The 23,024-nt window shown below is 48.3% G+C and carries 20 protein-coding genes; 9 read left to right on the top strand and 11 right to left on the bottom strand.

Annotation, left to right across the window (positions count from 1 at the left end):
* Positions 1-104 precede the first annotated feature (104 nt).
* The gene (gene polA, locus PKOR_RS05650; RefSeq protein WP_046309628.1) at positions 105-2,951 is read right to left on the bottom strand and encodes a DNA polymerase I; all 2,847 of its coding nucleotides are present in this window, start codon (positions 2,949-2,951) and stop codon (positions 105-107) included.
* A gap of 298 nt (positions 2,952-3,249) precedes the next feature.
* On the opposite strand from polA, the gene PKOR_RS05645 reads away from it, so the two are divergent.
* From PKOR_RS05645 to PKOR_RS05635, 3 genes are all read left to right on the top strand, one after another.
* Positions 3,250-3,627: a hypothetical protein gene (locus tag PKOR_RS05645; RefSeq protein WP_046309627.1), complete on the top strand. Its 378-nt coding sequence runs from the start codon at positions 3,250-3,252 to the stop codon at positions 3,625-3,627.
* A 49-nt stretch (positions 3,628-3,676) separates the two neighbouring features.
* Entirely contained in the window at positions 3,677-4,003 is a 327-nt protein-coding gene (locus tag PKOR_RS05640; protein WP_046309626.1) for a hypothetical protein, read from the top strand.
* A 194-nt stretch (positions 4,004-4,197) separates the two neighbouring features.
* Positions 4,198-5,574 carry a sigma-54-dependent transcriptional regulator gene (locus tag PKOR_RS05635; RefSeq protein WP_046309623.1) on the top strand — a complete coding sequence of 459 codons (1,377 nt, stop codon included), beginning with the start codon at positions 4,198-4,200 and terminating at the stop codon, positions 5,572-5,574.
* A gap of 20 nt (positions 5,575-5,594) precedes the next feature.
* Here the strand turns inward: PKOR_RS05635 and PKOR_RS05630 are convergent, their stop codons facing one another.
* The 4 genes from PKOR_RS05630 to PKOR_RS05615 form a co-directional block, all read right to left on the bottom strand.
* Positions 5,595-8,243 carry an ATP-binding protein gene (locus tag PKOR_RS05630; RefSeq protein ID WP_052738732.1) on the bottom strand — a complete coding sequence of 883 codons (2,649 nt, stop codon included), beginning with the start codon at positions 8,241-8,243 and terminating at the stop codon, positions 5,595-5,597.
* 578 nt (positions 8,244-8,821) lie between these two features.
* Positions 8,822-9,610 carry a TPM domain-containing protein gene (locus tag PKOR_RS05625; RefSeq protein ID WP_046309621.1) on the bottom strand — a complete coding sequence of 263 codons (789 nt, stop codon included), beginning with the start codon at positions 9,608-9,610 and terminating at the stop codon, positions 8,822-8,824.
* An 8-nt stretch (positions 9,611-9,618) separates the two neighbouring features.
* Complete coding sequence (locus PKOR_RS05620) at positions 9,619-10,056, bottom strand: TPM domain-containing protein (RefSeq protein WP_046309620.1); 438 nt, start codon at positions 10,054-10,056, stop codon at positions 9,619-9,621.
* An 89-nt stretch (positions 10,057-10,145) separates the two neighbouring features.
* The gene (locus PKOR_RS05615; protein WP_046309619.1) at positions 10,146-10,724 is read right to left on the bottom strand and encodes a LemA family protein; all 579 of its coding nucleotides are present in this window, start codon (positions 10,722-10,724) and stop codon (positions 10,146-10,148) included.
* Between the two features lie 243 nt (positions 10,725-10,967).
* Between PKOR_RS05615 and PKOR_RS05610 the strand changes: the two genes are divergently transcribed.
* Positions 10,968-11,969 (top strand): sugar phosphate nucleotidyltransferase, encoded by a 1,002-nt coding sequence (locus PKOR_RS05610; protein WP_046309618.1) that lies wholly within the window; start codon positions 10,968-10,970, stop codon positions 11,967-11,969.
* 164 nt (positions 11,970-12,133) lie between these two features.
* On the opposite strand, the gene PKOR_RS05605 is transcribed toward PKOR_RS05610, so the two are convergent.
* Positions 12,134-12,787: a 2OG-Fe(II) oxygenase gene (locus PKOR_RS05605; protein ID WP_046309616.1), complete on the bottom strand. Its 654-nt coding sequence runs from the start codon at positions 12,785-12,787 to the stop codon at positions 12,134-12,136.
* Positions 12,788-13,051: 264 nt separating this feature from the next.
* Here PKOR_RS05605 and PKOR_RS05600 point away from each other — a divergent pair, with 264 nt between their 5' ends.
* The 4 genes from PKOR_RS05600 (at position 13,052) to PKOR_RS05585 (ending at position 17,272) form a co-directional block, all read left to right on the top strand.
* Positions 13,052-15,244 (top strand): prolyl oligopeptidase family serine peptidase, encoded by a 2,193-nt coding sequence (locus tag PKOR_RS05600; RefSeq protein WP_046309614.1) that lies wholly within the window; start codon positions 13,052-13,054, stop codon positions 15,242-15,244.
* A 171-nt stretch (positions 15,245-15,415) separates the two neighbouring features.
* Entirely contained in the window at positions 15,416-15,868 is a 453-nt protein-coding gene (locus tag PKOR_RS05595) for a hypothetical protein (protein WP_046309613.1), read from the top strand.
* Between the two features lie 117 nt (positions 15,869-15,985).
* Positions 15,986-16,741: an acyl-[acyl-carrier-protein] thioesterase gene (locus PKOR_RS05590; RefSeq protein WP_046309611.1), complete on the top strand. Its 756-nt coding sequence runs from the start codon at positions 15,986-15,988 to the stop codon at positions 16,739-16,741.
* Between the two features lie 60 nt (positions 16,742-16,801).
* Positions 16,802-17,272 (top strand): GNAT family N-acetyltransferase, encoded by a 471-nt coding sequence (locus PKOR_RS05585; RefSeq protein WP_046309610.1) that lies wholly within the window; start codon positions 16,802-16,804, stop codon positions 17,270-17,272.
* Positions 17,273-17,371: 99 nt separating this feature from the next.
* On the opposite strand, the gene PKOR_RS05580 is transcribed toward PKOR_RS05585, so the two are convergent.
* Both PKOR_RS05580 and PKOR_RS05575 read right to left on the bottom strand, forming a co-directional pair.
* A complete protein-coding gene (locus PKOR_RS05580; protein ID WP_046309609.1) occupies positions 17,372-17,695 on the bottom strand; it encodes a DUF4286 family protein in 324 nt (107 codons plus the stop codon).
* 110 nt (positions 17,696-17,805) lie between these two features.
* Positions 17,806-18,375: a hypothetical protein gene (locus PKOR_RS05575; protein WP_148561636.1), complete on the bottom strand. Its 570-nt coding sequence runs from the start codon at positions 18,373-18,375 to the stop codon at positions 17,806-17,808.
* A 281-nt stretch (positions 18,376-18,656) separates the two neighbouring features.
* Between PKOR_RS05575 and PKOR_RS05570 the strand changes: the two genes are divergently transcribed.
* Positions 18,657-19,286: a YdeI/OmpD-associated family protein gene (locus tag PKOR_RS05570; protein ID WP_046309606.1), complete on the top strand. Its 630-nt coding sequence runs from the start codon at positions 18,657-18,659 to the stop codon at positions 19,284-19,286.
* A gap of 81 nt (positions 19,287-19,367) precedes the next feature.
* On the opposite strand, the gene PKOR_RS05565 is transcribed toward PKOR_RS05570, so the two are convergent.
* From PKOR_RS05565 to PKOR_RS24700, 3 genes are all read right to left on the bottom strand, one after another.
* A complete protein-coding gene (locus tag PKOR_RS05565; protein ID WP_046309604.1) occupies positions 19,368-19,901 on the bottom strand; it encodes a hypothetical protein in 534 nt (177 codons plus the stop codon).
* A 60-nt stretch (positions 19,902-19,961) separates the two neighbouring features.
* A complete protein-coding gene (locus PKOR_RS05560) occupies positions 19,962-22,343 on the bottom strand; it encodes a TonB-dependent receptor (RefSeq protein WP_158453742.1) in 2,382 nt (793 codons plus the stop codon).
* Between the two features lie 179 nt (positions 22,344-22,522).
* The gene (locus PKOR_RS24700) at positions 22,523-22,789 is read right to left on the bottom strand and encodes a hypothetical protein (protein ID WP_148561635.1); all 267 of its coding nucleotides are present in this window, start codon (positions 22,787-22,789) and stop codon (positions 22,523-22,525) included.
* Positions 22,790-23,024: the final 235 nt, after the last annotated feature.

Genomic DNA, 23,024 nt, shown 5'->3' with positions numbered 1-23,024 from the left:
CAGACCACCAACAAAAAAAGCACATCCGCAAGAGGTGCTTTTTTTGTTGGTGGTCTGCAGTTCCTTCACAGAAGCTTCGTGCGCCACGAGGTATAAATAAGATGTTAATGCGCTTCCAGCCAGTTATCACCTACACCCAGGCCAACTTCCATTGGTACACTGAGTGGTAGGGCATTTGTCATTAGCTCTACAATTTTCGGCGTCACGATTTCTACCTCTTCCTTCGGTGCATCAAACAGGAGTTCGTCATGCACCTGCAGAATCATGCGCGTTTGCAGCTTCTCCTGGTGCAGGTAATCATGTATGTTAATCATAGCGATCTTGATAATGTCGGCAGCTGTACCCTGTATAGGCGCGTTGATAGCGTTACGCTCGGCAAAGGCGCGTACTGTTTGGTTGCGCGAGTTTATATCGCGAAGGTAACGGCGGCGGCCTAGCAGCGTTTCGGCATACTCCAGTTCACGAGCTTTTTCGATGGTGCTATCCATGTATTCCTTTATAGCCGGGAACTCCTGGAAGTAGGCTTCAATGATATCGGCAGCTTCGCGGCGAGGTATACCCAGACGCTCAGCCAAACCGAAGGCCGAAATGCCATAAATGATGCCGAAGTTCACCATTTTGGCTTTGCGGCGCATCTCGCCGTCTACCTGCTCCAACGGCACATGAAACACTTTGCTGGCGGTGGAGGAGTGCACATCAATACCGTTTCTGAAAGCCTCTTTCATAGTTGGGTCGCCGCTAAAATCAGCCATAATGCGCAGCTCGATCTGTGAGTAGTCAGCAGAGATGATCTGATGCTTGTTATCCCGGGCAACAAAAGCTTTGCGTATCTCACGCCCACGGTCGGTGCGGATAGGAATGTTCTGAAGGTTCGGATTTGTGGAACTGAGGCGGCCTGTGGCAGTAACTGCTTGGTTAAAGGAAGTATGAATACGCCCGTCCAGGTCGCACACCAGCTGCGGCAGCGCATCCACATAGGTCGATTTCAGCTTTGTGAGCTGGCGATGGTCCAAAATCAGGCGCACAACCTCATGCTCAGGAGCCATCTTGATAAGAATCTCCTCTCCGGTAGCATACTGGCCTGTCTTGGTCTTTTTGATCTTAGACTTGCCATGTAACTCTAACTTATCGAAAAGAATCTCGCCGAGCTGCTTAGGTGAGCCGATGTTAAACTGCTCTCCGGCAATTTCGAAAATGCGTTTTTCAATGTTGATAATTTCGCTCTCCAGCTGTGTAGAGTAATCGGCCAAGGCATCAGCATCTATGCGAACACCCTCATGCTCTACATCAGCCAGCACCTGCACTAGCGGGTTCTCTATATCGCTGAACAGCCTCATAAGGCCTTGCTCCTGTAGTAGTGGCTCAAAGTGATGCTTCAGGCGCAGCGTGATGTCAGCATCCTCACAGGCATAATCCTTTACCTCTTCCGGCTCCAGGTCGGCCATGGTTTTCTGGTTCTTGCCTTTCGCACCGATCAAGTCGGTGATAGGAACTGGGCTATAGTTGAGGTAAGTTTCGGCCAGTACATCCATGTTGTGGCGCATTTCAGGCTCCAGCAGGTAATGTGCCAGCATGGTATCGAAAATCGGCCCCTGCACCTCTACTTTATACTTCTTCAGCACCAGAACATCATACTTGATATTCTGGCCAACCTTAGCAATGTTTGGGTTTTCCAGCACTGGCCGGAACTCCTCAAGTATACTTTGTGCCTCCTCCAGGTTATTGTGTGGCACAGGTACATAATATGCCTCACCAGGGCGGTAGCAGAACGACATACCTACCAATCTCGCTGTAATAGCGTCTATACTAGTGGTCTCAGTGTCCCACGAAATCTCGTCCTGTTTTAGCAGGTACTGGACCAGGTTTTGGCGCAGCTCCGGCGTATTAATGAGGTGGTAGTCGTGTAGCGTCGTGTTTATACTTTGCATGATTGCCGGAGCTGCCTCTTCGGCTACGGCTGCCTCTGCAGCCGCTGCAGGCGCATCAAACAACGAGGTTTGGTTAACAGAAGCGGCTTTGCCTTTTCTGCCACCTTTGGCGGCAGGTGCGGCAACGGCAGCTTCGCCTAAGCTTTTACCCAGCACACGCTGTGTCAGTTGGCGAAACTCCAACTCAGCAAAAAGCTCCGTTACCTGCTCTTCATTCGGCCCATCGTAATGCAAGCCTTCTTCACTGAACTCAATTGGTACATCGCAGTGTATGGTGGCCAGTTCTTTAGACATCATCCCCTGGTCTGCAAACTTCTCCACGTTCTCTTTCTGCTTGCCTTTCAGCTGGTCGGTGTTAGCAAGCAGGTTCTCTACAGAGCCAAAGCGCTGAATTAGCGACTTGGCTGTTTTCTCGCCTATGCCTGGTATACCCGGAATATTGTCCACGGCATCACCTTGCAGGCCCAGGATGTCTATTACCTGCTCCACGCGCTCAATCTCCCATTTATCCAGCACCTTTTGTACATCCAATACTTCGATGGCATTGCCCATAAAGGCAGGCTTGTAAAGGAAAATATGGTCTGTAACTAGCTGGCAGTAGTCTTTGTCGGGTGTCATCATGTACACGTCAAAGCCTGCTTTCTCGGCTTTCTGTGCCAGTGTCCCGATAATGTCGTCGGCCTCGTAGCCATCCATAATCAGAACAGGTATGTTGAAAGCTTCTACAATCTTCTTGCAGTAAGGTATGGCTATGGAGATGTCTTCTGGTTGCGCCTGACGGTTTGCCTTGTAATCGGCGAAGTTATCGTGGCGGAAAGTTTTGGCTGCCGAGTCGAAGGCTACGCCTATATGAGTAGGCTGTTCCTTCTGCAGTACCTCTACTAATGTGTTGGTAAAGCCAAGGGCAGCGCCAGTGTTCATGCCTTTGGAGTTAATACGCGGGTTCTTACTGAAGGCAAAGTGCGCGCGGTATATTAATGCCAGGGCATCTAACAGAAACAGTTTCTTACGTGATTCGCTCATGTGGCTAATTTAGTCAATTTCGGGTTAACAGGAGGCAAAACAGTAGCTGCCATGCCTGATTTATACTTTAACTGTAAGTAGCAGACTTAGTTGACATGTGCTGCCCCTGTTATGATACAGGCTGCAGGTGCTTTTCCTCATACTGTAGAAAATGTCAACAAAAAAGCAAGTGTGTGAAAGAGAATATTTTTACGGAGTTGTTGTTGATAGTCAATGGTTTATGTGTTTTGTGGCTTTTTGGCACAGTTATCTCATATGGGATTGGCAGAACAAAACATTTTCTAAACTGAACTAGACCATGAAAAAAGTAACCATACTAGCGTTTGCCTTTGCGGCATTCGGATTCATCTCAACTGAAGCAACAGCACAATCACAAAATAGCCCTTCTACCCAGCAGCCACAAACAGAGCAGGAGCAGCAGGACGCAAACAAGCAGCAGATCACAGAGGAGGAGCTGCCTGAAGGTGTGAAGCAAGCTCTACAAAATGATGCTCTTAAAGACTGGCAGGTTAGTGAAATATACAAAGTAGCTCCAGATGCTGCAGCCGGTGCCGATGCCAAGGCAACCTACGAAGTGTATTTCACTAATGCTGAGCAGAAGAAAGCCATCGCCCGTTTCGATGAAACTGGTAAGCCAGTTGCCAAAGCTGCAACAGGCGCAGAGGGTGAAAAATAGCCTTAGCTAACTATAAACACAGAACTTAAATACTATAAAACAGTAAATTATGAAAAAGATAAGTGTTTTAGCCGTAGCTTTTGCATTGGCTGGTTTTACAGCTCAAGCCCAGGAAACAGCTACTCAAACAACTCAGCAAACTACGCAGCAGGGGCAAACTCAAGGTAAGCAGAAAATTACTCCTGAAGAACTGCCAGCTGCCGTACAACAGGCTGTAACGGGTGATGAATACAAAGACTTAACTGTAGGTGAAGTGCACAAGGTGCAGTCTGCCAAGGATGGTGCCCCTGTTACTTATGAAGTACAGTTCCTAGATAGCGAGGAGCAGGCAACAGTTGTGCGATTTGATGAGACTGGCAAGAAAATAGAAAGCTAGTACAGCACGAACAAAGATAAATATATAAACTACAGAACAGCCCCTGTTGCAAAACAGGGGCTGTTCTGTTTTATGCCAACGAAAAAAGAAGTTATATTGGCACAAGCGAAGCCCGATAGAACAATAGACGGGTTAAAATCGTTACTTAGTAGCTTCCTGCAATCACCTGGCAGGGCAACACCTAAGATTCCGCTATGCCAAAGATACTTCTGATAGATGACGATCCAGCTTTTTGCTTGATGCTGAGGAGCTTTTTACAGCGCCAACAGTATGAGGTGGCAACAGCCTATACTGCAAACGATGGACTGCGGCACCTAAAGGCATCATCTTTCGACTTAATCCTGACAGACTTTCGCTTGCCTGATAAAGATGGCTTAGAACTGCTAACGCAGATCCGTGTGCTAACACAGGAGGTGCCTGTTATCTTGATGACTACCTATGCCGATATCCGGACAGCGGTAAAAGCCATCAAAATGGGAGCCTTTGAGTATATCACCAAGCCTATCAACCCTGATGAGACACTGCTGGTGATACAGAATGCGCTAAGCAAGAAAGCAGATGCTGATAAAGAGGTAACATCAGCTGCACCTGCAGGTAGCCTACAGTTTGTGCGGGGCCAGAGCAAGCAGGCAGAACAGATAGAAGAATTCATCAGCTTGGTTGCTCCTACTAATTTATCTGTAATTATAGAAGGTGAAAGTGGTACGGGTAAGGAGTATGTTGCCCGTATGATACACCAGCAAAGTAAACGCGCAGAAAAGCCTTTTGTGGCCATCGACTGTGGAGCCTTATCTAAGGAGTTGGCTGGAAGTGAGCTGTTTGGGTATGTGAAAGGTGCCTTTACCGGTGCACTGAAAGATAAAGAAGGACAGTTTGAGGCAGCTGAAGGCGGTACCTTGTTCCTGGATGAGATAGGAAACCTGCCGTATGAAGTACAGGTTAAGCTGCTGCGAGCGCTTCAGGAGCGAAAGGTGCGCAAACTAGGCAGTACCACTGACCAGGATGTGGATGTGCGTGTATTGGCTGCTACCAACGAGGACTTGGTGCAGGCCGTGTCTAACGGGCAGTTCCGCGAAGACCTATACCATCGCCTGAACGAATTCAAAATCAATATACCTGCCCTTCGCGACCGGGACGGAGATGTTGTGCTGTTTGCAGATCATTTTCTGCAGCAGGCAAACCGTGAGTTGGAGAAAAATGTAGAAGGCTTTGATGTGACAGCGGAAGAAGCGCTGCTCAAGTACAACTGGCCTGGTAACCTGCGCGAACTGAAGAATGTGGTTAAACGTGCTGTGCTGTTAGCCAAGTCAGAGTTCGTTACGCTACAGGAGCTGCCATCTGAAATTACACATTATACTCCTGCTTCCTCTCAACAGGCTTCTGTGTCTTACACCAGCGCTGCGGACCCAATGGAGACAGACCTTAAAAGTATAAACGAACGCACAGAGCGTGAGATGATCCTGACGATGCTGGAGCGCGTGAAATACAATAAATCCAAAGCAGCGCGCCTGTTAAACATAGACCGCAAAACACTCTACAACAAGCTAAAACTTTATAACATAGAAATATAAAATATAGTGACAAGGCTGCGCTACTCAACTGGTTGCTCAGCCATAGCCCTTATACTTTCTAATTCCTTTTGCAGTGCCTGTAGCACCTTTTGTACCTGTGGGTATGCCTCTGTTACGCTTTGCTGCAGTACGACCTCATCTTGGTGGTTTGTATGTAGCACCTGCTCGAGTTGCAGTAGGTGAGGCGTGATAGTATGAGCCTTTAGGTGCTTAAAGGGCGTAAGCATTTTGTGCGCCATATTGCCTGCCTTTTCCCAATCCTGTTCATCTGCTGCCTGCTGTAAGTGCTGCAGGTTCTGCTCCTGGTCCTGCACCAACACCTCAACTACATCGGCTAAAGCCTGATGATCGTCTCCTGTAAATAAACGCATCTCGCTTAGGTCATACAGGGCAGTAGTGCTCTCAGAAGCAACTGGCGCCAAATTACTTGTATTCTGTTCAGCAGGCTCAGTGGTTGCTATGTCCGAAATAACAGGTTCTGCCGGAAGTGCCGCTGCTAACTTTTGGTGTAATTCCTGCTCTGTAAATGGCTTTAGGATATGCCCTGTAATAGCAGAGTTCTTAAAGAAGCCAGGATCGTTGCTCATGATATTGGCTGTAAGTGCGATAATCGGCACCTGTTTATCAATCTTGCGAATATTACGGGCAACCGTTTTCCCGCTCATGCCCGGCAACTGAATATCCGTTAGTACAATATCAAACGAGTGCTGGTGTACTAGCTCCAGTGCTTCCTGCCCATCATTTGCCAAATATACCTGCATACCCCAGCGGGTTAGGATCAAGTTACAGAGCGTACGGCTATATGCATCGTCATCCACTACAAGTGCTTTAAAGCCCTTGAAAGCACAAGGTACCGGTACTGTCTCGGCAGGAGGTGCGGGAACTTCTTCCTGCGAGATCTGCATCGGAAGTACAATAGTAAAGGTTGTGCCCTCATTATGCACGCTACTTACCGAGAGTGTACCACCCTGCATTTCTACCAATTTTTTGCTGATAGGTAGGCCTAGGCCGGTGCCGCCATACTTACGGAGTATAGAGTCGTCGGCTTGGTTAAACTCCCCGAACACATGTTGTAGCTGCTCCTGAGGTATGCCAATGCCTGTATCTGTTACGGATAAACTTACTACTACGCGGTTACGTCGCTGGCTGCGCAGCTTTACATCCACTAATACCTGCCCCTGGTGCGTAAACTTGATAGCGTTATCTACTAAGTTGAAAAGCACCTGCTTCAGGCGTAGTGCATCAGCAGTTAGGTTATCAGGAATGGTTGTTTCTGTGCGGCAAATGAAATGGACGCTCTTGCTGAAAGCCTTAAGAGCGAATGCTTGTTCTACTTGCTTCAGCAATTGGCGCAGGCTAAATGCTGTGCGGTTGATTTGCAGCTTGCCAGCTTCCATTTTAGAAAGGTCCAGCACGTCGTTAACAATATGCAGCAGGTGTTGGCCGGCACCGTCTATTGCTTGCAGATGCTCAGCCTGCTGAGGTTGCAATGGTGTGTGGCGTAGCTGCTGTGTAAAGCCCAACACTACGTTTAGTGGTGTTCGCATCTCATGGCTCATGTTAGCCACAAAAGCCTCTTTGGCACGGGCCAGCTTCACAGCTTCTTTCTGCGCTTGTATTAGCCTTGATTTGTAGTTATTGCTGCGTGTCAGGTCGCGAAGGATAACAAGGATGAAAGCAATACCGCTGCCTAATCCTAATATACCTATAGCAAGCATGATGGTGGATGTTTCCTGTGCCACCTCACGAGCCTTTGTAGAGCTGATGATGGCCTTCTCCTTTTCATGGCGCTCGAGCTCATGTATCATGGCACGTACCTGATCCATTATCTGCTTATCCTGCTGCAGTAAGGCCAATTCCTTTGCCTGCAGTTGTTGCGCATGGGCATCAGCCTCACGCTGTACATTGTGCAGGATGCGGCGCACCTGGTTAAGTGGAGCTACCGGAACAGCGGCGGTACTCGTATCTATTTCCACTTCCTGTTCTACATGGAGCTGCGGCACTATAACTTTTGGTGGCGGCGGAAGCTCCTTCTGCGGCTTCTCTTTCTTAGAGAAGATCTTACCCAAGAAGCCACGTTTATCTTCTTTCTCCTCCGCTGGCTGTGGCTCAACTGGCTGAATACCTTCCTCGTTGATGCCGTTCATGTTGAGGCGATCGGAGATAGTAGTGGTAGTGCGTTGGCGAATGGTTGTAGAGAGTGGCTTATGCTCGGCAGTAGAAGCAATCTGGCGCATAGCCTTACTGGAGTAAGTATGCTCTTTCTGCTGCTTTTTAAGCGCTACATAAAGGTCTAGGCTCTTCTGTTTTTGCTGTAACAGAGCTGCTACAGAGTCTACTTGTGCCAATTCCCTAGGGCTCCCCTGCATACGATGCTCCAGAGAATCTATTTGGCTCTGGATCGTGTCGAGGTGGCTTCGGTACGCCTTAAAATGCTTTTCGTTAGTGGTAAGTGTATAGGCACGGATGGCACTTTCGGCTGAGGCAATGGTAGACAGCGTTTGCTGCAACTCTACTAGTTTCTGGTTGGGCTGAGAAAGCACCTCTACAGAGTCTAGAAGTTTTGTAAAGCTGGTATAAGTAAGGTAGATAGCCGCCGCCACAATGCTAAGTGCTAGTGTAAAGCCTACTATTACCTTGGTTTTGATGCTGTCCCCAAAAATCTTCATGTACTAAAATACAGTTTTTGTGCAGTGCCTGCTAATGGCTTAGGTCCTTATAACGCCTTTACAACAGAAATGATTACAGAAGGGTGCCGGTTTGGGGAATTTAGGATGCTTTTGTCTTTTGCTGGGGTATTTATTTTGTGGTGTAGGTGTTATTTGCAGTTGTAGCCGCTGTTCTTTGCAAACGGTATTTGGGTTTCTTTTCTAACTATTGCTGTTCCGTAGCTTTACAAACTTTGTTGTTTCACCTCTGGCTTTGGTGCACTCAAGCTCGCGAGGGCTCGTCCTCGGGCATCGCGCTGCTTTTGCTTCCCTTGCTCCTGCGTCGCAATGCCTCGCTATCGCTCGCCACCGGAACCTCTCGAGGCGCTCCACCCAAGGACTGGAATCAGTTTTATAGCCATTGCCTGCTGTAGCTGTTTCCTTGAGGACGAGTGAAACTTACGATTGTAGGTCACAGGGGTATAAGCGTCTGCCGGATAACTTCTCTCCTTGGTAAGGAGTGTTTAAACCCCTATACAAAAAAGCCAGCGGTCAACCTGAAGTTCACCGCTGGCCGCTTTATGCTTTTAGATTAGTTTCTACCAACTGCTGCTAGCTCCGCCGCCTCCGAAGGAACCCCCGCCGAAGCCACCAAAGCCTCCACCACCTCCGCCGAAGCCGCCTCCACCACCAAATATGCCGCCGCCTGAGCGGAAGGTGCCAAAGCCACCAGGCACGATAATAGGGCCGCCAAACGTGCGAGCGTAGCGTCTGCCACCGCGGCCGCCTCTTCCTCCGCCTCCCATCCTGGAAAGTATAAAAACCACCAGGAGCACAATTATGATGATAAAGAATAGCGAAGGTCCAGAACCTCCGTCCCTGCCGATCTGGGAAGGATCAGCTTGGTATGCACCGCTGGCGAGCTCTATCACCAACGTGGTAGCTTGGTCGAGGCCCTGGTAAAACTGCCCTTGCGAAAAGGCAGGCTTCAGTGTTCGCTCTGTGATACGCTTGGCAATGGCATCAGGGATATACTCTTCTAATCCATAGCCGGTTTGTATGGTAACTGTGCGCTCCTCCTTCGCCACTAGAATTACAAGTCCATTGTCAAACTCACCAGAACCCACGCCCCAACGTTCACCAAGCTCTGCGGCATATTGGTTTGGGTCATAGCCTCCTATGGAAGAAAGCAATGCCACCGCAATTTGGGTAGAGGTGGTGTCGGCGTAGTTTCGCAGCTTTTGCTCCAGGGCTTGTTCTTCCTGCGGAGTAAGCATATCCGCATAGTCGTTTACAAGGCGGTTAGGCTTAGGCGGAAAGTCGTTGCTCTGTGCTAAAGCGGAAAGGCTAAGAAAACAGAGGTGCAGAAAAAGAAATACGTGCTTCATAAGTATACTTAGTCTCCGAACGAAACATCGTCGCTCAGTTCGTTAGTGTCGCCGTGGCGATCGTAAGGGAAATGGGCCTGTAGTTGTTCGCCGGCCATGCGTATACCACGGGCTAAGCCCTCGGCATACTTCTTCTGTTTAAAATGCTTGATAACTTCTGCTGTGATGTCTTCCCAGAAATGATCGGGCACAGTAGAGTTGATTCCTGCATCGCCCAGCACAGCAAACTGGTGGTCTTCCAGAGCTACGTAGAACAATACACCATTGCGTAGCTCTGTCTGGTGCATGTGCAGCTCAGCAAACACCTCGGTAGCGCGGTCAAGTACATCGCCTTCGCAGTTACTCTCTACATGTACCCGTATCTCACCTGAGGTCTTCTGCTCTGCCTCCTGTATGGCTGCCATTATCTTCTGCTCGTCAGCCGGTGTAATAGTGTCTCTAGGCATCGGTTTAATCGTTAAATTGTTAGTTTGCTACCTTGCTGATCCCTTTTGGGAACAACAGCATAGCAAGTAGGCCATCAAACAATTATAAGTTAAAACTCAACCGTGGGAGCTTGTTGTGCACCGGCTTCGGCCTCGAAGTAGCCTTTCCGCTCAAAATCGAACATGCCGGCTATGAAGTTACGCGGGAAGGAGCGGATATAGGAATTGTAGTCTTGTACAGCTTCGTTAAACTTGCGCCGCTCTACTGCAATGCGGTTTTCTGTGCCTTCCAACTGTGCCTGCAGTTCAAGGAAGTTCTGGTTAGCCTTTAGCTCAGGGTACCGCTCTACAGATACCAATAATCTGCTAAGTGCACCACTCAGTTCACCCTGCGCCTGCTGAAACTGCTGTATGTTCTCTGGTGTAAGGTTATCAGGGCTGATGTTTACGCTGGTGGCCTTGGCACGTGCCTCTATTACATCTGTAAGTGTTTCACGCTCAAAGTTGGCAGCTCCTTTTACAGTATTCACCAGGTTGGGCACCAGGTCAGCACGGCGTTGATAGGCGTTCTGTACGTTTGCCCACTGCGATTCCACAGTTTCATCTTTCTGCACCATGGTGTTGTAGCCGCACGACGACTGCGAAGCCAGTATTACAAATCCAATTAGGTAAAAAAACAGTTTTTTCATGGTTTTAAGTATATATTAAAACTATACGCTTTTGTGTGCCCGTAAGGCCATATCAGTACGAATTTAGTAAACTCATGTTAGACGCCCGCCTTATACATGTATAAATTAACAGATGAAGATATTATAAGACAGCCTGAACAAGGTGGCAGTTGGCAGGTTATGACTAAACTTAATGCCGCATTAGGGCTTGATAACCTTTAATTTATAGTTGTAAATAAATATATTGCAGGAAAAGTATAGTGTATGAAAGCAGTTATACCTGTAGCAGGCGTTGGTTCTAAACTTCGGCCACACACGCACACGCAGCCAAAATCGCTGGTGCCTGTGGCTGATAATACTATACTTGGGCACATCATCGACAAATTGCTTGAGGCAGGTATAACCGACTTTGTTTTTATAATTGGCTACCTAGGTGAGAAAGTGGAGCGTTACGTGCGGCAAAAGTACCCGCAGGTACAAGCAGAATTTGTAGTGCAGGAGCCCCGTGAAGGATTAGGACATGCACTTTGGGTAGCCCGCCACACATTTGAGCAGGAAGAGAGTGTGCTGATTATGCTTGGAGATGCCATTGTGGATGTGGATCTGAATGATATCATAGAAGCACCCTATTCGGTGTTGGGCGTGAAAAAGGTGGCAAAGCCGTCTTTGTTCGGAGTAACAGAAATGGGTAGCGACGATTTTGTGGTGAAGGTTGTGGAGAAACCAAAGATCCCGAAGTCTAACTTTGCGCTGGTGGGGCTCTACAAAATTATGCAGCCGCAGAAACTGATTACTTCGCTGGAGCACATCATATCAGAAGACCTGCGTACGCAAGGCGAATATCATTTGACTGATGCTTTGATGCACATGATCAAGAGCGGAGAAAAGATGGTGCCCTGGAGTGTAGACCATTGGTTTGACTGTGGCCGAAAAGAAACACTGTTGCAAGCCAACGCTACGCTGCTTAGCCGTCCAAGCTTCCGTAGCCGCGACTACAGCCAAATGTGCCCTGGCTGCATTATCATACCTCCAGTGAGCATTGGAGAGGGATGTACGATCACTAACTCCATTATCGGGCCTAACGTCGCCATCGGCGACAATACCACCATCACTAACTCCATACTTAGCAACTCCATCATCGGGTCCTTCTCCGAGCTTCGCTTTGCCGTAATGCAAGACTCCATCATCGGTAGCGACGCCTCCTTCAAAGGCTTCAGCCATAGCCTTAACATTGGCGACAGCACTGAAATTAACTTTGGACAGTAGCCTACAAGACATAAAACCCAAGTATCAAGACACAAGACCCTCTTAAACTAGAATAGCACAAACTGTATTCGCTGTGCTACTGGTATAAGAGCAAGAGTTACTGTTTGAGTAGAGGCTTGTGACTTAAAAGTCCTGTGTCTTGCATCTTGATACTTGTATCTTTTCTACAAAAACGTCAGTTCATTCAGTTGGTCCAGCATCCAGCCGGTGAGGCTATAGCGGTGGCGGGAGGCCACGAGTACCTCATGCGGAATCATATCTGCGCGGAAGCATGCCAAGCGACCTGCAATCGGATGTATATCTACCTCTTCTTCAGACCCATCCTCCTGCGGCAAGTATAAACGCAGGTTTCCGCCATGCTCTGGCAGCCAGTCCTCGTTTAAATAACAGATAAAGGAAAGGCGGCGGTGATCGTTTTCTTTAAACTGATCGATGTGGCGCTGGTATACAGTACCCGGAGGGTACATTGTGAAGTGGAACTCGTAATCCTTCAGGCCCAAAAAGCAGGTGCGGTTAATGTAGCGCATTACTTCGTCCATGCGGTCCAGAAATACTTGTGTAGGCGGTAAGGCCTCCGATGGTTCGATCCAACGAATGTAGTCGCCGCGTACTTCTCTGTCTACCGTAAACTGGTCGGCGGTACCGATGCCAGCTTTCTTAAACGTGCCCTGTTCCTGGTGGTGCGTCAGCACGTTTAGCAGGTTGCGCACCTCCTGTGGCTCCAGAAAATTGTCAACAATGGCGTATCCTTTATCCGAGAGTCTGTCTGCAATTTGCTCAAACTTTTGCAGCATTTTCTCTTCCAACTCCTCAATCATAAAAATAAGTATAGGTATGGTTTGGCTGTTGCCCGTATCTACGGATTTGGCTGCAAGTCAGGTGAAAAGCGCGCAAAAGTAAACATTAAAAGCATTGCTTGTACAAGTGGTAAGGCAGGAAATTTTTCGCCCCTTAAAGAACTGGCTTTAAAGTATAAAGCAAAGGCACCAGTCAAGCCTGAAACGGTAGTGTAGCTTATTTTTTATATCTTGTATGCGGTCTGTTAGCACAGACATCTAAACATTTTCCCAGTTAAAGCTCTTATGAAAAAGACAACTGTACTACTGCTTGCCGGGAGCCTTACGGCTGTGTCGGCTTGCAAATCAACACAAAACGATACAACTGCCACTGGCATGACGACAGAAACAACAACTACTGCCTCTGCGCAGACAGAAACAAACCTTAATTATCCAGATACCAAGAAAGTAGATCACGTTGACGATTACTTCGGCACTAAGGTAGCTGACCCATATCGTTGGCAGGAGACGCACGACGAGCAGCTGGACGAGTGGATCGCGCAGCAGAATGAGGTAACACAGGGCTACCTAAGCTCGATCGACTTCCGCGACAACATCAAGAAGCGCTTGACCGAAATCTGGAATTATCCAAAGTACGGCGCTCCATTTAAAGAGGGTGGTAAGTATTACTTCTTTAAGAACGATGGCCTGCAGAACCAGAGCGTGCTGTATGTGCAGGAGAGCCTGGAGGCAGAGCCAAAAGTGTTTTTCGACCCGAACAAGCTGAGTAACGACGGTACAGTAGCTCTAACGTCCCTTTCCTTCTCCAAAGATGGCAAATATCTAGCCTACGGTACCTCCAGCGGTGGCTCCGATTGGAACACTTACCATGTAATGGAAACGGCCACCGGCAAAAAGCTGGACGATCAGATAGACTGGGTAAAGTTCTCTAGCCCGAGCTGGAGTGGCAATGGCTTCTTCTACAGCCGCTACGATGCCCCTACTGAGGGTAACAAGCTGGCTAATAAGAACGAGTACCACAAAGTATACTACCACCAAATCGGCACGCCGCAGAGCCAGGACCAGCTGGTATACGAGGATAAGCAGAACGCACTGCGCAACTTCTACGGCCAAACTACAGATGATGAGCGCTTCCTGATCCTGAATGTGTCGGAAGGAGCCAGCGGTGCCAATGCGTTATACTATAAAGACTTGAAGGATGCGAAGTCAACGATCAAATCAATTGTAGATAACTTCGAAAATGAGTATAACGTGGTGGATAACTTCGGCGATCAGCTGCTGGTGATGACGAACAAGAACGCACCGCGCTATTGCCTGGTGATGATCGACCCGAAAAAGCCGCAGGAGCAGAACTGGAAGGTTGTAGTTCCGGAGTCGGAGAACGTGATACAGGGCGTGTCTGCCGTGGGAGGCCGCATCATCGTGACTTACATGAAAGACGCCACCAGCCAGGTTGTGGTGTACGACCAGAAAGGTAAGCAGCTGAATACAGTAGAGCTGCCAACGCTTGGAACAGTGGGGGGCTTTAACGGCAAGCAAAGCGATAAAGAAGTGTTCTTCACCTTCACGTCCTTTACTTACCCGCCAACCATTTACCGCTATGATGTAGCCAATAACAAGGTAACACAGTTCCGCAAAACAGAAGTGAATATAGACACAGGCGCTTTTGAGACGAAGCAGGTATTTTATACTTCCAAAGATGGTACGAAAGTGCCGATGTTCATTGTGCACAAGAAAGGCCTGAAGCTGGACGGCACAAACCCAACTTACCTGTATGCTTATGGTGGTTTTAATGTGTCCATGACGCCGAGCTTCAGTATTGCTAACATGCTGTGGCTGGAGAATGGTGGCGTGTATGCCATGCCGAACCTGCGTGGTGGTGGCGAGTATGGCGAGGAGTGGCACAAAGCCGGGATGACACCGAACAAGCAAAACGTATTCGACGACTTTATCTCTGCAGCCGAGTACCTGATCGACCAGAAGTATACTTCCTCTGAAAAACTGGCCGTGGCCGGTGGTTCTAACGGTGGTTTGCTGGTAGGTGCCTTCATGACGCAGCGCCCTGAGCTGGCTAAAGTTGCCCTGCCTGCTGTAGGTGTAATGGACATGCTGCGCTTCCACAAGTTTACTATTGGCTGGGCGTGGGTACCAGAGTATGGCTCATCAGATAATGAAGCGCAGTTCAAGAACCTGTATGCTTTCTCGCCTCTGCACAACATCAAAGAAGGTGTGAAGTATCCGGCTACACTTGTTAAAACCGCTGACCACGACGACCGCGTAGTGCCGGCACATTCGTTCAAGTTCATCTCTGAGCTGCAGGACAAAGGTGCTCCGGGTAGTCCGTACCTAATCCGTGTAGATGTGCGTGCAGGTCATGGTGCCGGTAAGCCTACTTCGCTGGTGATTCAGGAGTATGCTGATACTTATGCCTTTATTTATAAGAACATGGGCGTAAACCCATATGCGCAAAACCAATAACACAAGTATAAATCTGCCTTTATACTTAGCCGCGTTGCCTGTTTCGGGTGGCGCGGCTTTTTTATGTCCTTAGGTTTATATTCCTCAGAAAATGAAGCATAAAGCCACAAGGGGGATATTGATTTTTTTGTATGTTTAACTCGGAAAAAAGGCTAAGTGTAAAGTAGCTATATGAAACCAGGATTAAACAACGAGGCACCAGATGAGCTATACCTGGATGTAAGACTGCTAAATAACCTCTACGAAACGGCTAAATGGGGTAAGGTGCTAGCTGTGCTGGGCTTTATACTTTCTGCATTCACGCTGGTATTTGGGCTATTTATGCAGCGGCTGGCAAAAGTCCCGGCACTGGAGGGTGCAGCCGACATTGGCTTTTCTGGTTTTACCATTGTGGTGTATGCCTTTGTGGCGCTGGTATACTTTTTTCCGTCTCTGTATCTCTACAGCTTCTCTTCGCGCATGCAGCAGGGGGTGCAGGAGCGAAACCAGCAGCAAGTATACCGGGCCATTAACCAGCTGAATATCCTTTTTAAGTTTTTGGTGATTATGCTGATCCTGTTTCTGCTGCTGTTCGGTCTGTCGCTGCTAATGCTGGTAACAGGTGCTTCGCAGCTGAGCCTTTAACAGAAGCACCTAAGGCATATCAAAAGCACATCCGGTAACAGGTGTGCTTTTGTTGTTTTCAATGGCAGCTGCCACTATTCTTACGTACCTTAGCATCTGAACAAGTACAAGTAACCTATGAAATCATACCCTGGGAAAAGTACCTTCACCGTTCGCTCTAACGAGATAGATTACCGGGGGCAGGCAACGCTGCCGGCACTGGTGAGTTACATGCAGGAGGCTGCCTGGGCGAACACCCGTGCCATGGGCATCTCGATGTACGACCTGCTGGAGCGGGGGCTGACGTGGGTGCTGCAGCGCATGCGTATAGAGATGTTCCGCTATCCTGGCCATAACGATGAGATTACTGTCAAAACCTGGGCTTCAGGGCGGGAGCGCGTGTTTCTGCACCGCGATTTCAGGATTTATAACGGAAAACAGGAGCTACTAGGGCAGGCTACTAGTGTGTGGCTGGTAATGGATGTGGTAAAGCGACAACTGGTATCGGTGCCCGACTTTATCATGGATGTGGAGGTAGTGCCGGGAAGTGAGCCGCTACCGTTTGCCAAAGGCAAGTTGCCACAGCTGCAGGAAGTACAGTACAAACAGCAGGTGCCGGTGCGCTGGCACGACATCGATCTGAACCGGCACGTAACCAACACCCGCTATCTGCAGTGGGCCCTAGACTCGCTGCCGCTAGAGGTGCTGGAGCAAAAGCAGCTACAGCAGGTAGATATTATATTCAAAGCAGAAAGTATGCTGGGTGAAACCGTAACGTCGGCGGTAGGGCCAGGTACAGAGAACGGGCATGTGTACCTCCACAAACTCGCCAGCCAAGAGAACGGCAAAGAGCTGGTACAGGCCAAGACAGAATGGAGGGAGTTAGAGAATTAAAAAGTTAGAGAGTTATAAAGTTGAGCTTTATTTCGGAAGTTCAATCATTCAACCCAAAATATGATACAGATAAGAAGAGGAACTATAGATGACCTGCCACAGGTGTATAACCTGATTAAGGAGCTGGCGGAGTATGAGCGTGCACCACTAGAGGTGACAATTACACTGGAAGAAATGGAACGTGACGGCTTTGGCGAGAACGCAATTTATAAGTTCTTTGTAGCGGAAAACGAAGAAGGCGTGGTGGGCCTAGCGCTTTATTACACAGCCTACTCTACCTGGAAAGGCAGAATGCTTTTTCTGGAGGACCTGGTGGTAACTAAGCGACTACGCCGAACTGGCATCGGACGCCTGCTATTCAATGCCGTGGTTCGTGAGGCAAAAGAGACAGGAGCCAAACGCTTTAAGTGGCAGGTGCTGGAGTGGAATGAACCGGCTATCGCTTTTTATAAAAAGATTGGCGCTAACCTCGATCCTGAATGGATTAACTGTAACATGACTGATGAGCAGATTCAGCAGTATGTAGGGTAGGTAAAAATACCTTACCAGATAGCATTAAAAAGCGCAGAGGCAGCGACCTATTACAGTCGTTGCCTCTGCGCTTTTATTTTTTAAATAAACTAAGCGCTGTTACTTACGCTCAACATCTTTGGCCACAACCTCCAGCATAGAGCGGAAAACAACATATTTCCCTTGGTAGCGCTGGTCATGGCGTGAATCAATCTCAGAAGCATGCTCTCGCTGATACTCTTCCAGGTCGTCTAAACTGCGGCAGGTGTACTGCACGGCATAAGTAGTACCATCGTTCGCTACCTCGTGCATCAGGCGGCTTATCTGGTTGCTCAGAAAGAAGCCTGTCTCCATTACTGTTGGGATATGCACCTCCTTCATCCACTGCAGCCACTCGTCGGCCACGGTGTTGTCTACACTTACGGTCTCGTTATACAATATCATACTCAAAATTACGAAAAACTAAGCTAAGATGGCTAAAAGTATAAAACAGAGGAGCCTGTGCTATTTCAGCACAGGCTCCTCTTAATAAGTCTAACACAAATCAAAAAGTTCTATTTGCAGCTCCAGCGCCCTATGGTACCATCGTAGTAACCTTCGCTTGGGTTAGGCTGGTAAGCTAACTCCAGCGGCTTTGCATTAGCCTGTGGCACTAACTGTAACTGTCCCTGGCTTAGCTGCAGAAATATCGTTCCATCCTTATCTACTACAGCACGGAAGGTGTTGGTCTTGTTGTCTACCTTATAGCTGTTATTGCTGTTTAAACCAGTGGCGGTAAGCTCAGTTATTTTGTAAACTTTTTGATAAGAGGATCCTCCTGATTTTGCCATCATTGCTTTGGAATGGCTTTCAAGCTTACCTCCAAACCAAAGGTCTTCGCCCAGGCAGCTTGAGGTGTTGGCAATCAGGTCGAAATAAACCTCATCTGACTCGTTCTGAAAGGATGCTACTGTAACAGTTGGTACATTTTTAGGCGCCACCACTGCCACTGTTGCTTCCTGTAGCTTCTTTTCCGTCGCCTCACGTTCCACGTGTGTGGAACAGGCAGTCAGAAAAAGCAGCGGCAACAGCATTAAAACAAGTCGGGTTAAATCGGAAATAACAGAAGTAAAAATTTTATGCATAGGCATTCTATTGTTTAAAATGTAGGATTTTATATATTTAATTATACTATGCTAGGTGAGTGAAAGTTTCGGGTAAGGCGGTTTATCTTCTTCAAGCAGCCTTTAGAGAGCACTGTGCGGGTATATTGCTGAATTACAGAACGCTATAAGTACATTAGCTGCACAATATAAACACAGCTGTCAAGCGAAGTGTCAGCAGCAGCTAAAGCAATAAGCTGTTTGGTAGTGATATTTTTGTAGTAGATTAGAATGGCGTTCATCTTATAAAAACCATACGGAATATGGCAGACTTGGGTAAGAAGCTACAGCTAAAGAAAGAGCAGGCATTGTTACTATTGCGAGCCCCTGAAGAGGTGGCGCAGGCGCTTGAACAGGAGGAGTACGCTTATACAAGCCTCAACGAAGTATCAGGGGCAGGTAACTATGATGCTGTACTGCTATTCGTGCAAAGTGCCACAGACTTGGCCTATTTGGGTCCTAAAGCGCAGGCTCAGCTTCAGCCTGGAGGAATGCTCTGGATAGCATACCCAAAAAAGTCTTCTGGTATCCACACCGATCTTACCCGCGACAAAGGATGGCAGGTTATGGCAGAGCTAAAGTACAGTCCGGTACGGCAGATAGCTGTGGATGACGTGTGGTCGGCACTGAGATTTAAGCATACATCGGAGCGTAAAGAAACCTCCACATTTGGCGTTGATATGCCCGGCATCGACCGTAAAACTAAAACAGTAGTGGTTCCGGATGATCTGAAAGATGCTTTACAGGAAGCGGAGTTGCTGGAGGTGTTTGAGGGTATGGCTTTTACACATCGTAAGGAGCATGTGGTGGCGGTGCTGGAGGCAAAGAGGCATGTGACACGTGCCCGACGCATAGCAAAAGCCGTGGAGGGTGTAAGTAAGTTGGCAAAGTAGCAGGTTTAGTAAAAGGCTAAATAGAAAAAGGCGACACAACGTAAGTTGTGCCGCCTTTTTTATACTTAACAGTACCAGTTGTTACTGAATGTTTACGTTAAAAGTAGCTTCGATATCTGTTTCACCAACTGATACATCGCTGTCATCATCTTTAAGGCCTTCCTGGTGCTTAAGAGTAACAGTAAGAGTACCGGTTTTATCTGCATTACCAGTGAACACTCTTGTCATCAGGCCTACAGGACGACCATTGGCATCGAAATCATCCGGAATGATTTTCTGTACTTCCAAGACATCCTCAGGAGCACTGAAGAAGATCTCATGGTCTTCTGCCTCCGCTCTGATTTCGTCCTGGATATTGTCGTTAAAGGTGATAGTAGCGTTATACTGCGTATTTGGAGCTAGTTGTAATGTAGGCGTATTACCTGCAGTGAAAGTTGCTGTAGCTGTGCTGATGCCTTTAGTAGTTGAAACTGGTTCCAACGTCAAAGTCATAGATGTAATGTTTTCCCCCTCTTCAACTGGTGCCGGATCATCGTCGTCGCTACATGAAGTAATGGAGAAAAGCAGTGCGCCTAGGAAGAATGCAGTAAGATAAGGTTTAAATAGTTTTTTCATGATATAGGTGTTTAAGGAATGTACAACAATACGAGGTTTAACAATAAATGATACTAAAAATTACGATTTGCTGAAGTTGAGCGGTATCCGAACTCGAAGCATAAGCAGGCGTCCCGGTTCATCGGCGTAATAGCGCAGCTTATTCAAATATTCGCGATACACTGTATTTAAGAGATTATTACCGGTTATACTTACCTCTACTGACTGCTTACCAAAGTGGAACGTTGTTCCTGCCTGTGCCTGCAGAAGAAAATAACCTTCCGGAGCCGGTGCAAAATCCTGTTCCGTTTTACTAGGCACGCGCTTCTGCTCCTCTACATACATCCCCCCTACCGATACGTAAGAGCCTGTTATTTTGCTGCCTTCGGCAGATTGCCCAAACTCATAGCGTAGGCTGTTGTTGAAACGATTAGCAGGCATGAAAATCAGGTGGTCGTCGGTATCGAAGTTGCGGGCATAAAGCAGCGACGTTTTCGACTCCAGTACTAGCCCAGGGGCAAAGGTATAGTTCAGGTTTAAGTCTGCACCGGTAAAGGTAGCGTTAGCCTGAGTATACTTAAAAGCCGGGAAAGCGCCTCGCACAGTAAGCACCGGTTCTGGCTGTGGCGCCAGGTAAATAAAGTTACGGATGTAATTGTGGTATAGGCTCAGCGTACCGTTCAGCCGGACGTTGTTGAAGTAATCCACCGACAGTTCGAAGTTATATGCCTGCTCTGACTTAAGAGCCGGATTACCTTCTTCATAAGTGGCAGCACTGTGGTGTACTCCCTCGCTAAAAAGCTCGTTAGCGCCGGGCGCACGCCAGGCAGATGTAGCGCTTAAGCCAAAAGTAAGATGATAACCCACATCATACATAGCCGCTAATATACCGGATATATTGTTGAAGTCATATTCTGGTTTTACCAAGTTGCGGTCGTTCTCATACTTCTTCACCTGAAGGTGCTTATAGTCATAGCGTAAGCCTGCCTCTAACTGCAAACGGTCTTTCTGCCACTTTTCCATGGCAAAAATTCCTGCGGTAGTACCTGTAAAGTATGGCAGGAAATCGCTGTACTGATAAGTGTTCTTCTGATAAATAGTACTTACGCCTACCGAGCCTGTAAAGCGCCCCAGCGGCTTGTGTTCGAATACGGTCTCAGTTGTGTGGGTGTTGAGGGTAAGCTGCAGCGAAGGCAGCGAACTGCTGCCACGGCGTACATCATACTCCTCGCGCAGGTTGCGCTGCCAACCGTATACAAACTCCAGTTTACCGGCCTCGCCTAGCTGCCAGTAGCCTTTGGCCTTCAGCAGGTCGTGCTCCACATGCTGGTAAGGGCGGTTTATAGTATAGGTAAAGTCTGCATTGTCTGCGTTACTGGGTCTGCCGCGCTCTATGGCATACATCAGGTCCTTTACACTACCTATATGCGACTCACGCAAAATGCCGAGGTTAGTACTGAAGTGGCTGAAGTACAACTCAGAACCATACTTCTCTTTGTTATAGCCAACGGCTGCCGAAAAGTTCTGTTCCTTTAGTCCGGTGTTCTCCAGGTAATAATCAGGTGTTTTGGAATTGCCGGCTTTGCGCAGCGTGCCCTGTAAACGCCAGCTCAGCGGTGGTACCTTCTCCAGGTTGCCTTCTACAGTAGCAGAAGTAGCTAGTTGGCGGTTGTTGGTGCTGCCCAGCAGGTGTAAGTCACCGCTAATGCCCGGAGACTTAGGCAGAGCCTTTGGTTCTACCATCACCACTCCGCCAATAGCGTCAGCGCCATAGCGTACGCCTGCCGCCCCTTTTATTACCTTCATTTCAGAGGCCACAAAAGGGTCTATTTCCGGAGCGTGCTCTGCACCCCACTGTTGCCCCTCCTGCCGTACGCCGTTGTTAAGCAGTAGCACACGGTTACTGTGCAGGCCGTGTATAACAGGTTTGGAAATGGTAGGGCCAGTTTGTAGGGTGGTAACACCGGCAATACCTTTCAGCGTTTCGGCCAGCGCCAAGCCCCGTGTCTGCTCCAGCTCCCGCCCTGCCAGTGTTTGCTGTGTCTGTGCCTGCTCTCTCAGGTGCTCACCTGTTACCTCCACCGTGCGCAGCACCCGTGCATCAGTATGCAGTTGCAGATCGCGGGTAACGGAGTTGCCCATTTTAACAGAGAACCGCTCAGCCTCATAACCCACGTAGGTAACCCGTAAAGAATAGGTGCCCTGGCAGAGCTGGTGGAAATGGTAGTTGCCATATTCGTCTGAAATGGCAGCTCTGTCCAGCTCAGGTATGTATACAGTGGCCCCTACCAGCACATCACGCGTGTCGTGGTCCAGCACCTTCCCCGAAAGCGTAAGACCGCAGTCCTGCACGGCATCTACCTCAGCTGGAGCTGGTAACGACTGAGCCAGCAGCTGATGCCCTTGTAAGGCAAGCAGCGCCAGTAGGCTCAGTATATTCTTCTTAAATAAGTTAATCTTCAACACTTCTGTATTTTCAGCAATAAATTGAGGCGGCTGTAAAACACAGCTACCAAGCCCTATAGTGGCAGATGCCATGCCAAAAGCAAGCATTGGCCAGAGAGGCTATAAATGTTTAAATGATGATATGCACATGCTTCCATGCCTGTAGTATGGCTGAGCAAGTGCCGGTTAGCTGAAAATCAGGCTACGGGAGGGCCGCGGAGGAAGTATAAAGTATGGCTGTTACCCTGCCAGCTATAAGTATAGTGGGCAGCATAAACAGCGGTGTGCTTAACAGGAGTAAAGTCAATGGAGAGTGCAGTGCCCTGGTACGGCGTGTTGAAAACGTCCTCTACCTGGCAGTGCTTATGCTTCATCCCTACCTGTGCCTTATGAGGGTCGGTATTCTCGGTATGGACGGTATGCGTGTGCGGGTGCAACTCCTGAATAAGGTCATCAGGAACCATCGCCCTGCTGAACAACAGAAGCAAAACGAGGGCGATATGTTGGAGATAGCGGTGCACCGTAAGAACACGAACAAAAGCAAATATATATTAAATTCCACAATGTTGCATTTACCTGGCTCGCTCTTTTCCGCCACTGCCACAAAGTAGGTGGCTAAGGCTGTTGATAAAAGAGCCGCAGCTGGTTACTCTGCTACGTCTTTGTTTCTTCAACCTCAGAACTGTCTCAATGTTTAAT

Source organism: Pontibacter korlensis (assembly GCF_000973725.1).
In the GTDB taxonomy this organism is placed as follows: Bacteria; Bacteroidota; Bacteroidia; order Cytophagales; family Hymenobacteraceae; genus Pontibacter; species Pontibacter korlensis.
Note: the sequence above shows the minus strand (reverse complement) of the source record. Positions and strands in the feature narration are given on the sequence as shown.